At 36.2% G+C, this 14,298-nt stretch carries 10 protein-coding genes; 3 read left to right on the top strand and 7 right to left on the bottom strand.

Going from position 1 to position 14,298, the window contains the following annotated elements:
• The 6 genes from ACY651_RS01025 to ACY651_RS01000 form a co-directional block, all read right to left on the bottom strand.
• The coding region (locus ACY651_RS01025) for a class I SAM-dependent methyltransferase (RefSeq protein ID WP_462248803.1) at nt 1-642 on the bottom strand (642 nt) is incomplete at its 3' end.
• 55 nt (nt 643-697) lie between these two features.
• On the bottom strand, nt 698-1,504 hold the full coding sequence (locus tag ACY651_RS01020; protein ID WP_462248801.1) for an FkbM family methyltransferase: 807 nt from the start codon (nt 1,502-1,504) through the stop codon (nt 698-700).
• A 22-nt stretch (nt 1,505-1,526) separates the two neighbouring features.
• A complete protein-coding gene (locus ACY651_RS01015) occupies nt 1,527-2,483 on the bottom strand; it encodes a GDP-mannose 4,6-dehydratase (RefSeq protein WP_462248799.1) in 957 nt (318 codons plus the stop codon).
• A gap of 2 nt (nt 2,484-2,485) precedes the next feature.
• Entirely contained in the window at nt 2,486-3,625 is a 1,140-nt protein-coding gene (locus ACY651_RS01010; protein WP_462248797.1) for a glycosyltransferase family 4 protein, read from the bottom strand.
• Nucleotides 3,618-6,284, bottom strand: a complete 2,667-nt coding sequence (locus tag ACY651_RS01005) for a YfhO family protein (RefSeq protein ID WP_462248795.1) — start codon at nt 6,282-6,284, stop codon at nt 3,618-3,620. Before ACY651_RS01005 ends, ACY651_RS01010 begins: the two co-directional genes overlap by 8 nt.
• A 118-nt stretch (nt 6,285-6,402) precedes the next feature.
• Nucleotides 6,403-7,191 carry a glycosyltransferase family 2 protein gene (locus tag ACY651_RS01000; protein WP_462248793.1) on the bottom strand — a complete coding sequence of 263 codons (789 nt, stop codon included), beginning with the start codon at nt 7,189-7,191 and terminating at the stop codon, nt 6,403-6,405.
• A gap of 297 nt (nt 7,192-7,488) precedes the next feature.
• Between ACY651_RS01000 and ACY651_RS00995 the strand changes: the two genes are divergently transcribed.
• Nucleotides 7,489-8,586 carry a T9SS type A sorting domain-containing protein gene (locus ACY651_RS00995; protein WP_462248791.1) on the top strand — a complete coding sequence of 366 codons (1,098 nt, stop codon included), beginning with the start codon at nt 7,489-7,491 and terminating at the stop codon, nt 8,584-8,586.
• A gap of 246 nt (nt 8,587-8,832) precedes the next feature.
• On the top strand, nt 8,833-11,028 hold the full coding sequence (locus tag ACY651_RS00990; protein WP_462248789.1) for a T9SS type A sorting domain-containing protein: 2,196 nt from the start codon (nt 8,833-8,835) through the stop codon (nt 11,026-11,028).
• 237 nt (nt 11,029-11,265) lie between these two features.
• Here the strand turns inward: ACY651_RS00990 and ACY651_RS00985 are convergent, their stop codons facing one another.
• Nucleotides 11,266-12,201: an SAM-dependent methyltransferase gene (locus tag ACY651_RS00985; protein ID WP_462248787.1), complete on the bottom strand. Its 936-nt coding sequence runs from the start codon at nt 12,199-12,201 to the stop codon at nt 11,266-11,268.
• Between the two features lie 154 nt (nt 12,202-12,355).
• Between ACY651_RS00985 and ACY651_RS00980 the strand changes: the two genes are divergently transcribed.
• On the top strand, nt 12,356-14,164 hold the full coding sequence (locus ACY651_RS00980; protein ID WP_462248785.1) for a tetratricopeptide repeat-containing sensor histidine kinase: 1,809 nt from the start codon (nt 12,356-12,358) through the stop codon (nt 14,162-14,164).
• Nucleotides 14,165-14,298: the final 134 nt, after the last annotated feature.

Here is a 14,298-nt window from a genome sequence, read left to right as displayed (position 1 = left end):
GTAATGGATCGAAAATGAGTCTGGCGACCTTGCAGCTAAATCAATGACAGGATCAAATTCCCTGATTGCTGCATTTCGTAATCCCATTTTTGTCAGCACATTTATCATGTTGGTTTCATCAAACATATACTTATGCTCTGTGCCCATATAGGCAATATAATTTACCCAATCTATCAGCGATCCTGTTTCATTAAATCCGGGAGCATACACCGGTTGATTTTTTGCAGCAAAACTTTCGTCTTTATTAGAGTAGGCATCAATAAACAATCTTGCATTAGGAACGCAAATTGAAAATACGCCACCAGGTTTTAATACCCTTTTACATTCTGTTAATAAAATTTCAATTTCAGGGTAGTGCAGGTGTTCAAATAAATGAGAAGAGTAAATTTTTTCAATACTGTTATCAGGGAAAGGGATGCCATTTCTTAAATCCCAAACTAAATCGCATTTATGACTGTTATCCAAAGTTGTCCAGCCATCGGTTCCTTTTTTTTCTCCTGCACCAATTTCAAGAAAAATCTTTTCCTGTTGTAGTAGTTTTTTTATTTTAATTTTTGATTGCTGTACCAATTTAAACCTGTACCCTTTTTCAAGAACAGCATAAATATTTTTGGGTAGTATCTTTCTTAATTTCTTTCTCATTTATATAAAGCTATATTAAATTGATGGTTATATTTTTTATACCTGCATTCAAATTTTACATAACACCCTTTCTTACCGCCACAATATTTTGAAAAGCAAAAATTTCATGTAAAAGTGGCCTGTATTTACCCAGGGGATACATGCTGTTGGGTAACAACCTGTAAAAATCAAAGCCGGGTAATACATTTATAATATCCGATAAAAAAGTTCCCGACATAATATTCATTTCGTTAAACTCAATTTGAATAATGTCAATCATATTATTGGCTATACAATTTGCTGCGCCTTTAAGCACATTCAATTCATTACCCTCGGTATCAATTTTTAAAAAAGAAATGTTTTTAAGGTTATTTTCATTTACAAACATATCAACTGTTGTAAGCTGAATGTCTGTTTCTTTTACTTTGTATTCGTGAATTTTTTCAATCACACTTTTATAAACGCTGGCATGTTCCGATCCATCATTTTCGGCAGAATCATAAATTTTAGTAGTCATCGGCGTTTCGCCCAAGCCCATATTTACCGGATGAAATTTATTTACCGCTGCATTTTTACTTAACAGGGCAAAAGTGGCCGGGTGTGGTTCAAATGCATAAATGGGTGCAGCAGCCCCTTTCTCTAAAAGTAAAACGGAATAATTTCCTACGTTGGCACCCACATCAAAAATTGCACCTGACGATAACTTATTTTTTGCGATTAAAAATTCAATAAAAGAAATCTCACCACTTACGTTTCCATTTTCGTAATTCAATATTCCCATGCCGTGTACACTAAGTTTATACAGCAACCTGTTTAAAGGAAAGAAAACTTTTCTTGCAAATAAAAAAACATATACTTTTTTTAAAGTGGTGTATGCCGACATGGAGATAGTTTATATTTTAGTTTTATTTTTTTTGCCAGTACCCAATAATATCCGCTAAACTTTGTTCCAGTGGTATTTCCGGCTGCCAGCCAAAATCTGTTTTCATTTTTTGGTACGAGCCTGTAATTTTTCTGTTTTCGTTAGGGCGGATGAGTTGCGGATTTACTTCCGTTTCAATAGCAATATTCAACTGCCTGCTCATAATAGTGATAATATCTTTTAAAACAGTGCCCTTACCCGAACAAATATTATACACCGAATTTTTTTTGCCCTGTTTTAATAAAATATAATACGCTTTGGCCACATCACGTACATCCAAAAAATCACGGGTAATAGATAAGTCGCCGGTAATTATTTTCTTTTCTTTTTTATCATCATTAGCAATTGCTACCAATTGTTTTGCAAAAGAAGAAATAACAAATTTATCCAATTGCCCCGGGCCAATATGATTGAACGAACGGGTAATAATAATGTCAACATTAAATCCTTCGGCATAAATAGCAGAAAGCATTTCCTGCGCCACCCTGGCCACCGCATAAGGGCTAACAGGTTTTAACTGGTGAGCTTCTGTTAATGGTAATTCTGCTTCGGTAACCTCGCCATATTCTTCGGATGAACCGATAGATAAAATGCGGCATTTAATTTTATATGCCCTTACCTGCTCCACTACATTTAAAAAAATGTTGGTGTTGTTTACAAAACTTTCTAAAGGGGTTTGCCAGCTTAATGCTACACTGCTTACCGATGCCAGGTGTAAAATATATTCCGGCTCAAAATCGCTTATAATAATGCCTACTGCATCTTTATTTAAAAGATCTATAAGTTTAATAGTGATTTTTAAATTATGGTAACGGCTTTTATCAAAGGCATCCATATTTCGGGCAATACCCATCACTTCAGCACCGGGTTCTTTCACATTTAAATAATCTAAAAAGTGTGAACTGACAAAACCTGTTATACCTGTTATTAATATTTTCATTATTAATTATTTTTTTGCAGGATGCCTGCTGCTTTTGCTGCAATTTTACCCCAGTAAAAATGATTAAAAAATGCTTCGGGTATTACCGAAGTGGTATTGCTGCTTACCACTTCACTTACAAAATTACTCCAGTTATCGTCAGCAATTATTTTCATTTTTTCTCCGGTAATAGAAAGAGGTACACCAATAGCGCCGCTGGTGGTAGTTACTACATTCATATTGTGCCCCAGCGCTTCTACCAATTTTGTTTTTATTCCACCGCCATCCATTACCGGGTTTATAAGCATATCAGCGCCTTTATAAAACAAAGTTATGTCATCAACAAAGCCTGCATAAATAATGTTTTTATCAGCATACTCTTTTAAACTGTTGTAAGATGCGGAAAGATTACTGCCGCAAATAATTATTTTATATTTAAAATTATCACTGGTCAGCAGCAAAGGATTTATTTTGGTAAGAATGGTATCCAATGCATCTGTATTGGGTTTGTAATTTAAAGAACCATTGAACAAAATAATTTTTTCATCTGCTGCAATATTGTGTAAAGATGAAATGGTTTCTTTAGCGGCAACTCTTTCAGCAGCCGTTGGCGGGCCGGTAAGCTCAAACCCATAAGTAATGATGAAACATTTTTCCGGGGCTAATTTATATTTTTCAATGCCGTATTTTTCATCATCCTGCTGAATAAAAAAATTATAATCTGCAAAGCGGTGCGTTATTCTTTCGTAATGCCATAAAATGCCCCACCACCATTTACCAATACTTTTAAAACGCTCTGCCTCTATATTTTGAGAACGCATCACCAGCTTTACACCGCAAAACATTTTTAACAAAATCCCCAGCCATCCGTAATAAGGATGCTCTACCATCAGGTGTGTTATTTTTTTTTCTTTAATTATCTTTTTTAATTTGAAAAAATAAATTGGATTGGCATAACGAAACTGACCGTCTTCAATAATATTCAGCACTTCGTATTCTTTTACACAGGTAATATCATTATCTTTTACAGTAACACAGGTGGTATGTATCAACTGCGAAAAAAATTTAAAAAATAACGCAATGTTTTTTTGCCCGCCCAATTTTGCCGGTAAAAATTTATATGATATTAAAGTTAAAGCCCTTATTTCTTTTGTATTAACCATTCGCTATTGTACCCTTTTTTCCCAATGATCTTTTTAATTCCCACCCAATAGTACCTATTAAAAGTGCAATAAGCAACCATTTAAAGAATATTGAAATGTTTACACCGGTGATATAAACAGCCGGTTCCAGCTTAAATACAATAGTATGTTTGCCTGCAGGCAGCATTACTGCCCTTAAAACATAGTTGGCTTTAATAATGTCCACTTTTTTACCATCAATATAAGCATTCCAGTCTTTATAAAATACTTCGCTGAATACGGCCAGCTGCGGTGCGGCAGTATTGCTTTCGTAAGCCACTTCATCATTATCAAACGCAGTTTGTTTTATGTAAGCCGCACTGTCTGGTGCAGTAAAATTGCCAATTTTAGACTGATACATTTTATCCACTATGGCAGTATCACTGGGGTTAAAATCAGTTAGTGCTTTCATTTCTGCCACAGCACCATCAACATACGTAACTGCATTTACAAACCAGCAATTGCCCAATGCGCCAGGGTTAGGTATGGCCGTTTCTTCTCCAGCTTTTTGTCCGGGCTGAATAATGTATTTGGCATTCAGCATATTTAATACATTGCTGTTAGGTGTACCCGATAACTGGTAAGTAATTAAATCATCGAAAATAGCCAGCTTGGCTGCCGAATAGCCACCAATAGTTTTATGGTGGTAAGATGATTTGGATTGCTGAAACGGATCGCCTTTGCTCATGTCATACACACGGTAATTGGGGTCTTTATCCTGCAGTATCTGTTGATCGGCTTTTGAAATGGGGAATTCAGTTGTTTCAAAATCGGCTTTATTGGCAAAGCTTTTTGCATTAAGAAATTTGGTATCAAAACTAAACAACTCAATAAATGCTGCCACTGTTACACCTGCTATTAATACGGTTGCATTTAATTTCTTTTTTAAAAACAACACTATAAGAGCTGCTGCAATTAAAACATAAACTAAAGAGGCAGCAATATCTTTTATTAAAAATGATGCCCGGTCTTTTCTCAGTGCAGTTAAAATACCTTTTGCTTTTGTCTCGTCACTCAGCCCTACCCTAAACAACAGGTCTTCGTAAAAACTATTGTCAACTAAAGGCTGCATATTTTTATCGTTATTGATGTCAGCATATTTTGCCTGCATATCTGCCTGTGGAGCTTTGCTTTGCAGCATAGCGTTAATGGCTTTGGTGCGGTTTTTATTTTCTGCACTAAAATCGCTGGTAAAATAAACGCCTGTAACAATTACAAATAGTGCAGCAGTTGCAATGGCACCCCATTTAAATTTTTTCCAGGTTTCGGCATCCTGTTGATGGGTAATAATATGGTCTAAACTTAATGCTGCCAGTATGGGTACCACTATTTGTGGAATTACCAGCGTCATTGTCGGCACCCGAAATTTATTATACAGCGGTAAATTATCAAACAGAAAATAATTAAAGCCCGATAAATTTTTCCCCATCGCCATCAGTATGGCTAAAATCGTACAGGTAAGTATCCACCATTTATGTTTACCGTCTAATAAAAACAAACCTAAAATACCAAGGAAACAAATGATAGCCCCTAAATAAATGGGCCCCACTGTAAATGGCTGATCGCCCCAGTAAATTCTTTGCGAAAAATTGCTGGTTAAATTTTCAGCATCCGTTTCGGGTACGCTTAGTGTTTCGGTCAGGTTTTTATACACATTCGATTTATCACCCAGCTTAGGAAAAATTTCCTGCTCGCCATCACGTTCGGCATAGTGGCTGCCATAACCCCTTATGCCGGGAAACATTAAACTAAAACTTTCCATTTTGCCATAGCTCCATTGAAAAGCATAATCTTTTTGCAGGCCGGTGGTTTTAGAGTCTTTAGTAATTTTATCTTTTGTTACATCTTTTGCATCCATTATTAACATGCCGCCACGCTTGCTGCTTTTTGTATAATCGGCATTTACCCATAAGTTTAAAATGTTAACACCAATACCAATTGCTGCGGCAACCAATAAAAGGCCCAATGCCTTACCTGCCTGTGCCAGTTGTTTTTGTTTTACCCAGTTAATAAAATACGCCACCGTCATAATTGCAGCAACAATAAAAAAGTAATAACTTATTTGCTGGTGGTTCATGCCCAGCTGCATCATGGTAAACAACGCCGTTAAGGTAAAACCCCATAAATATTTTTTTTCAAAAAGTAAAATCATAGCGCCGAGAGTTGCAGGCACATAAGCTAAGGTCAGCATCTGTGTATCGTGGCCTGCAGTAATGGCAATGGGTGTAAAACTGCTGAAGGCAAAAGCTAATGCGCCCAATACTGCCGTCCACGGCCGCAGTTTTAAAACCGATAAAAGAAAGTACATACTGATACACATTAAAAAGAAAAAATTAATGGGTTTGGGTAACCAGAGGGTAAAAAGGTCATGTAAAAAAACAACAGGGCTCCATGGAGTAGGGTAAGTAATTTGGTAACTCGGCATGCCCGAAAACATATTGCTTGCCCATAAAGCACCCCGACCTTTTTCGTTGGTTCTTTCTATTAACTGGTGGCTCATGCCCTGCCATTGTGTAATATCGCTTTGCTGTAAAGTAAGACTGCTGTCTAATGCCGGTTTACAAAAAATAACCGATACTATTAAAAAAATACCAATTGCAATTAAATGGGGCATTGCTTTTTTAAACCAGGCTTGCTTCATCGTATAGAATTTTTTAAGGCGCTAAGATAATTTAATTTTTTAAGTGAAAAGGTTTAAGTGGGTTGCTATTTCCCGGTGAGTCACCCTGCGGGGGTGACTCACCGGGAAATAGCAATAATTACATATTCTCCAGCTTTAACCCTTTTTTAATTTTATATAAAAAATTACCGGCAGGGGAGCGGAGCAGGTAAAATAAAATTTTCAACCTAAGTTGCCACAGGTTGAGCAAAACACTTTTGCCAAAATATTTTTCATATACTTTTTTGCTTTCGGCAAGCGATAAAAAATAACCACTGCTGCTTATACCGGCGGGTGCGAAGTTTACCAATGGCGTTTGTAAAAAAATAAATTTTTCATCGGCAATACGGCATAAAAAATCGTAATCGGCGGCAATTTTTTCGATGGTGCTGTACAGCCCGTATTTATTATGCAGTTCTTTTTTTACAAACATGGTTTGATGGCAGATACTCCGCATACCACGGTACAGTTTACTTTTTTCAAACGGCTTACCAATAATTACCCATTGGTTGCCCCTGAGTAATTTGTATTTGCTGTGCAGCCATTGCAGTGTTTCATCTTTATCAAATGCATTTTGTGCATGGGCAATGGCCTGTGCATCGTAAAAGGTATCACCGGCATTCAGCATTACCACAATATTGCCGCCGGCATTTTTTATGCCTTTGTTTATGGCATCGTAAATGCCTTTATCGGGTTCGCAGATCCAGCGGCGGTAAGGCGGCTGTTGGTTATTTTGTAAATAATTTTTTATACCGGGTGTGGACGATCCATCAATAATTAAATGCTCAAAAGGCGGTTGCTGCTGCATATTTACCGATTGGCAGGTGTCCTCAACATCCTGCAGGTTGTTAAAGCAAATGGTAATAACGGTAATGGTGTTGGGCTGCATGTAGCGGCAAATTTATTTAATATGGTTCACATTGAATAACTAAAATGAGCCGGCTCAGTTTAAAAAATCATATTCCAATTTAAATAACACAAAAAAAATATTGATTTTGGCATTTTTTTTTGTGTTTAATTTTTAACCTCCTATCTTGCACATAGCTAAAATAATAGCTTTTTCCAATTCCTACATAAACTAACACTTTATCCCTTTTAAATTTCCCCAACAATAGTTTGTGATTATTATAATTACATAATGAAGTGTATTTAATACTTTTTATTTTTTAAACTAAAATATATACAAATGAAAAAAATCTACCTATTTGCATTACTGACTTTAGCTTTTGGAGCAGCAGTGGCTCAATCCATTTTTACCAATGCTATAACAGACCCTAACCCCAGTACCGCAAATCCTTTTACCGCCGGGCAAGTTGTTGATCCTAATATTACCGTTTCGGGCATTGGAAGGGGTACGGGAACCGTTGCAGTTGCTACATCAAATGCTTACAATGCAAACGGCTGGAACAGTGTGGCATTGGATGTAAATGATTATTACGAATTTACGCTTACACCCAGTGGTGCAAATGCAATTAATTTTATAAGCTTTGTTTATACAGGAGCGGCATCTGGTACAGGGGCAGTTAACTTTGCATTTCGTTCAAGTATAGATGCTTTTACTGCAAACATTGGTACACCTACTGCTACAGGCACTACAATTAGTCTGTCTGCACCTGCTTATCAAAGTATTACAACAGCAACTACTTTTCGTTTATACGGATGGGGTGGAAGTGCTGCTGGCGGAACTTTTAGAATAAATGATTTTACCTTCAACGGTGTAACAGGTGTATTGCCCATTACCATCGAATACTTAAATGGCGTAAAACAAAACAGCACCAATGTTTTAAGCTGGAAAGTAAACTGCACCAGCTCTGCAACTGCAATACTTAGTATTGAACGTGGCAATGATGGTAGAAATTACAACACCGTTAACACCATTACTGCTACAGCGTTACGGTGCCTGCAGCCATTCGATTTTACAGATAATAACCCTTTAGCCGGTTATAATTATTACCGCCTTAAAATGACTGATGAAGATGGAAGAATTACTTACAGTAATAAAATTGCTTTGCTTAATAAAGACAAAGGTTTTGATATTGTAAACCTTGTACCAACCATAATACGCAATACTGCCATTTTAAACGTAACTGCTGCACAAAAAACACAAATGACCCTGGTAATTACAGATTTTGCCGGCCGCCAGGTACAAAATAAAGTGTACAACCTTATTGCAGGCAGCAACCAGATGAAAATAAATGTAGCCAATTTTTCAGCAGGTGCTTATGTTATAGCTGCTTATACCACACAGGACGAAACTAAAACTGTACGGTTTTTAAAGCAATAGCATTCCCTTAAAATATACCGCATGCCCCGCCATTTTTAGCGGGGCTTTTTTATTTGCACAATTTGTTTTTATATGTGGAAAATATTATTGCCTATACCGCTTACACATAGCAGCATTTTTAAGTTTTATCGTATCTTGTTATCGTTAGTCACAATAACTGCCCAATCCTTTTCCCTTTTAAAATTATAAGCTGTTCTGGCTTATGTAATTTTTTACATCCAAATTTTTTATTTTCAATTTGTAGTTATGAAAAAAATTTACTCCGGCTTTACACCAATTTTTTCTTTTTTTGGTAAGAGGGTTATGCGTTTTGCATTGGGTTTAATAATGCTGATGTTTTTGAATGCATTTACAGGAATCGGGCAAACAACTTATGTTTGGACTCCAGTGAGTACTGATTGGCAATTATCTACAAATTGGACACCAGTCAGGGCTCCATTATTAACTTCAGACATTCTTATTTTTAACAGTGGTACAAATACGACAGCGACAAATGTTCCTACAGAAACAATTGGGCAACTATCCATAAGTAATAACACTACTGTAAATTTACAAGGTGCTGCTGGTGGTAACACTTTAACAATTGGAGGATTGGTGATAGGAGATGATTTATCGGTAACTACTGGATCATCACTTAATATTAACGGGGTAAACGTAACTAACCTAATTGTTGCAACAACCGCAACAGGAAATATTACTGGTAATATGACTTTCTCAACGGCACTTCATAGATTAGATGCTGTTGATGCTAATGCAATAAATTTTAACAGCCCAGCAGTTTTTACACAAAGTGCTGGTTGCACAGGCAATGTTTTTACAGCCGCAGGAACATTTAACGCAATTACATTTAATACAGGAACAACTTTTGTATCAAAAGCCGGAGCAAACCCATTTGGTTTTGCTGCTCCTAATTCTAAGGTAACTTTTAATGGAGGAAGTTTATATAGAATAGAGCAAAACGCTGCACCTTCATTTTCAGGAAGAACTTATGCTAACCTTGAAATTAATTTTGCCACATTCAGTCAATCACCAACAGGTGCAAGTGCACTAACAGTAGATAATCTCACAATTACATTGGGGACTTTAAATATTAATTTAACCACAGGCGGTGTTAACCTTAAGGGAAACATTTCTGTTGCTCCCGGACAGACTTTAACTTTTACGCCTGCCATTGCAGGAAGCACTTTAAATTTTAATGGAACAACAACACAAAGTATTACCAATTTAGGAACATTATCTTTTGGTGCTAATGAAGACATCAACATTAATAATTCAGCAGGAATAATACTTAACAGTGATATTATTTTTAATAAATTGGTAACCTTTACTGCTGGTGTCGTTACTGCACCAAATCCAAGAATGCTCATTTTCAGCTCAACAGCAACAGTGGCACCAGGCGTTACAAATGCAAGTTATGTTGATGGTATGGTGAAGAAATTTGGCAATAGCGATTTTGAATTTCCGGTTGGTAAAATTGCAAAAGGGTATGTGCCTATAAAAATTAGCATGTTTGTAGGTGGTGCTGTAACAGATGAATTTGTGGCTGAATATATTAGAGGTAGTGCAAGAGCATTAGGTCCCATTAGTCCAGCAGCAGTAGGTATTGATCATGTTAGCGGATGTGATTACTGGATTTTGAATAAAATAAATGGTAGTCCAACTCTTGATGTTACGGGGTTTTGGAGCCCTAATAATACATGTTTAGGTACTCCTTATATTGATGATATTGGGAAAATTACTTTAGCTCATTTTAATGGTATTGAATGGGATGATTACGGATTATCTCCAATAACTACTGGTAATGTTACTACAGGTTCAGTAAAATGGATAAGTGTTTCAACATTTAGCCCTTTTTCATTAGCATCAACCACTTTTGGATTCAACCCTCTCCCCAACAACCTCAATTACCTAAACGGCATTAAACAAGGCAACAATAATGTATTAAACTGGAAGGTAACCTGCACCAATAACCCCAACGCCACCATGAGTGTTCAACGCAGTGCAGATGGAAGAAATTATAACAGCATAACAACAGTATTTGCCGATGCATTGCGCTGTCAGCAACCTTTTGATTATACCGATAATAATGCACCGGCTGGTTTAAATTATTACCGCTTAAAAATGGTGGATGCAAATGGTAAAATAACTTACAGTGCACCCATTGCTATTTTAAATAAAGAAACTGGTTTTGATATTGTGAGCCTTTCGCCAACATTGGTAAACACTAAAACCGAATTAAATGTAACGGCTGCACAAAAAACAACAATGACTGTGGTGATAACAGATATTGCCGGTAAGCAGGTACAAAAAATGTTGTACAATTTAATTGCAGGCAGTAATAAGTTTACCCTAAATGCTGCCGGGCTTAGTGCAGGCACTTATCAAATTACAGGTTATACGGCAGATGGTAAATCAAGAACCATACGTTTTGTAAAACAATAGGTACACAAAAAATATTTATAATCCTGCCCATTGCGGCAGGATTTTTTATTATACCAATCAGACATTAAATCTACCCTAATAATAGCTGTCAGGTTGAGCTTGTCGAAACCGGGGCCATTTGGAAAGGAGCCTCTTTTATTTGTGAACCCGCCTTCGACAAGCTCGGGCTGACAGCATAATTTTAATGTCTAATCGGTATTATTTATAAGCAACATAATCTTCTCCATTTCCTTCCGTTCAAGAGAGATAGAGGGTTTTCTCTCCACTAATAATATAATACCCAAAATGTTTACGGTATAATCCTAAAAACATACCCAGCACGGGAGCAATTACATTATTCCACCTTTCTTTTTTAAGGCGGAGGGTTTTATGTTTCCAAAGATGGGTAATAAAAAATTTTACTGAGGTATAAGGCACGTAGGCAACAGAAGGCGCAATACGCAGGCTTATTTCTTCCACCTTAATTTCTGTTAAGCCATATTTTTTTAGCGCTGCAGTAAAGTCATTAATGTTGCCAAAGCAGGGGAGTGCCCAGCAGTTAATTATTTTTTTATAGATTTTGTTAAACAGCCAGGGTAATTTTTTATCGTGTTTTAAAAAGCCATCAGCAATGCAAAATTTACCACCGGTTTTTAATATCCTTGCCATTTCTGCAATAAATAATTCTTTGCTGCTGCGGCTGGCGTGGCAGGCGCTTTCTATTGCATAAGCCCTGTCGAAGCTTTCATTTTTAAAACTTATGTTTTCAAAATTATCTTTTACCAGACTAACTTGTTTAGATAAACCGTCTTTATTAATCAATGCTGTTCCTGTATTAATTTGGGCATCAACAATAGTAACACCGGTAATTGTAGTAAGTGGATATTGTTTTGCAGTATATCTTGCTACGGTGCCCACACCGCAACCTAAATCAACTATTGTAATTTTTTTATCATCAGGTATTTGTAAACGTGCCAGCACTTCATCATTCATTCGGTACAGCATCTTTTCTAAAAAAAATATATCGGTAAATTTTTTGCAGTAGCCAAAGTGCATATTAAAATCTTTGCTCCAGGCGGCATAATCGGGGCCGGCAATAGTGTAGTAATCTTTTATGCTGCTGTAGCCCGGCTGAAGGGTTTCTTTTAAAGTAACTGCTGTTGTGGCGGGCTGGTTAAGGGTTATCGTTTTCATCACCGTTAGTTTATACCACAAAAATACTAAAATATTCTGTATTTTCAAATAATACTGAAAATAAAATAAACAAAATACCTTGCAGTGGGTATGTATTGACGGGGCAATAGCATTATTTTTAAACCTTGATACAAAAGCAGTAAAAAAAAATAACATGGCCCCAAATAAAGTATTGCTGAGTTTATGTTTTATAGCATCCTGTTTTTATATGCAGGCGCAAAAAAAAAGCAAGGAACAGTTGTTTAAAGATTTAAACAGTACAGTTGATACAATCAGGCTAAAGGCCAATTACCAGTTAGCCAAAAATTACTTACGGGTAAGTTTGGATACATCGGAAAATTTTGCTGCCAAAGCTATTGAACTGGCGCAGAAGCTAAACGATAAAAAAATTGAATCAGAAGCTTATGCTTTACTTGGTGCAGCAAAAAAATACCGTGGCCAATACGAAGAGGCGATTAAATACCATTTGCAAGCACTGGCAATTAAAGAGATATATGGCGATGATTATGGAATGAGTATCACCTTAAACGATATTGGCATTGTATATAAAAATAACCGTCGTTACGAAGAGGCCCTTTCTTATTACCGCCGCTCTTTGGAATATGCAAAAAAGGCAAAGCAATTAAAAAGTATTGCCATGCTTACCAGTAATATTGGTACGGTTTATATGGAAAAAGCAAACTACGATTCTGCATTGTATTATTTAAATCTGGCGTTGCCGGTTGCCCGTCAATCGGGTGATAGTAATGCCTTGGTAATAGTTTTAAGTAATCTGGGTGAAGTAAACAGCAGTAAAAAAAATTATCCAACTGCACTAAATTATTTTTACCAATCACTGCCTATTGATAAAGCATTTGATGATAAGTATGGTATGATAATAGACTACACCGACATTGGCATATTGCTGATGAAGATGAAACAATTTGATAATGCAAAGCCTTACCTTGATTCGGCTTATACCATTGCTGAAGACGGGAATTTTTTAAAAGAAAAAATTAATGTCTTGAACTCAATGGTTACTTATTATACAGCAAAAGGTGATTTAGAAAAAGCTGAAGATGTTTCAGGAAAATTAACAGTTTTAAAAGATTCTACAATGAATATGGAAGTACAAAAAAATATTTCCGAGCTTTCTGCAAAGTATGAAACCGCAAAAAAAGAACAAAAAATTCAGCAACAGCAATTTCAACTCACAAAAAAGAATTACTGGATTAGCGGTGCCGCCGGATTGTTGTTGTTAAGCGGTTTGCTGGGTTTTTCTTTTTACCGCAGCAATAAATTACAACAGGCAAAAAAGTTGCAGTCGGAAATTATGCTGCAGCAGGATATGGCTACCAAAGCTGTAATTGAAGCAGAAGAAAATGAACGCAAACGTATAGCCGGCGATTTGCATGATGGTGTGGGGCAAATTATGAGTGCCGCTAAAATGAATTTATCAAGCATTGAAAGCCGCCTTAATTTTGGTAACAATGAAGATAAAATTGCTTTTGAAAAAATTGTAAACCTTGTAGATGAAAGTTGTAAGGAAGTAAGAACGGTAAGCCATAATATGATGCCGAACGCTTTATTAAAAAGTGGTTTGAGCAGTGCGGTAAAAGAATTTATTGATAAGATTGACAACCGAGTTTTAAAAGTAAATTTATACAGCGAAGGGTTGAATGAAAGATTAGACAGTAATGTGGAAACAGTTTTGTACCGTGTAATTCAGGAATGTGTAAACAATGTAATTAAACACAGCGGCGCCAACGAGCTGGATATTTCTTTAATAAAAGATACTGATGGTATAGCGGCTACAATTGAAGATAATGGTAAAGGTTTTGCGGTTGCAGAAAAAGCAAAAGCAGACGGCATTGGTTTAAAAAATATTAAAACAAGAATTGAATATTTAAAAGGAACGGTTGATTTTGATTCATTTCCCGGTAAGGGAACGCTGGTGGCTATACATGTGCCATTGGGAGCTTAATTTGTTGAAGAGTTTGTTTTTTCTTTTGGCAGTAATTAATAATATTCAATATTCAACTTTGCAGTATTTACTTTGTTGAAATTTTTATTAATGGTAGAGTCTTTTTGTGGAATAGAAATTTTCAATAATCAATG

Origin of the sequence: Ferruginibacter sp., assembly GCF_031391665.1 — a bacterium.
Lineage (GTDB): Bacteria > Bacteroidota > Bacteroidia > Chitinophagales > Chitinophagaceae > Ferruginibacter.
Note: the sequence above shows the minus strand (reverse complement) of the source record. Positions and strands in the feature narration are given on the sequence as shown.

Coding starts and splice junctions, on each gene's coding strand:
- ACY651_RS01020 (WP_462248801.1), bottom strand. CDS start 1,504: ATGTCGGCATACACCACTTTAAAAAAAGTATATGTTTTTTTATTTGCA.
- ACY651_RS01015 (WP_462248799.1), bottom strand. CDS start 2,483: ATGAAAATATTAATAACAGGTATAACAGGTTTTGTCAGTTCACACTTT.
- ACY651_RS01010 (WP_462248797.1), bottom strand. CDS start 3,625: ATGGTTAATACAAAAGAAATAAGGGCTTTAACTTTAATATCATATAAA.
- ACY651_RS01005 (WP_462248795.1), bottom strand. CDS start 6,284: ATGAAGCAAGCCTGGTTTAAAAAAGCAATGCCCCATTTAATTGCAATT.
- ACY651_RS01000 (WP_462248793.1), bottom strand. CDS start 7,191: ATGCAGCCCAACACCATTACCGTTATTACCATTTGCTTTAACAACCTG.
- ACY651_RS00995 (WP_462248791.1), top strand. CDS start 7,489: ATGAAAAAAATCTACCTATTTGCATTACTGACTTTAGCTTTTGGAGCA.
- ACY651_RS00990 (WP_462248789.1), top strand. CDS start 8,833: ATGAAAAAAATTTACTCCGGCTTTACACCAATTTTTTCTTTTTTTGGT.
- ACY651_RS00985 (WP_462248787.1), bottom strand. CDS start 12,201: ATGAAAACGATAACCCTTAACCAGCCCGCCACAACAGCAGTTACTTTA.
- ACY651_RS00980 (WP_462248785.1), top strand. CDS start 12,356: ATGGCCCCAAATAAAGTATTGCTGAGTTTATGTTTTATAGCATCCTGT.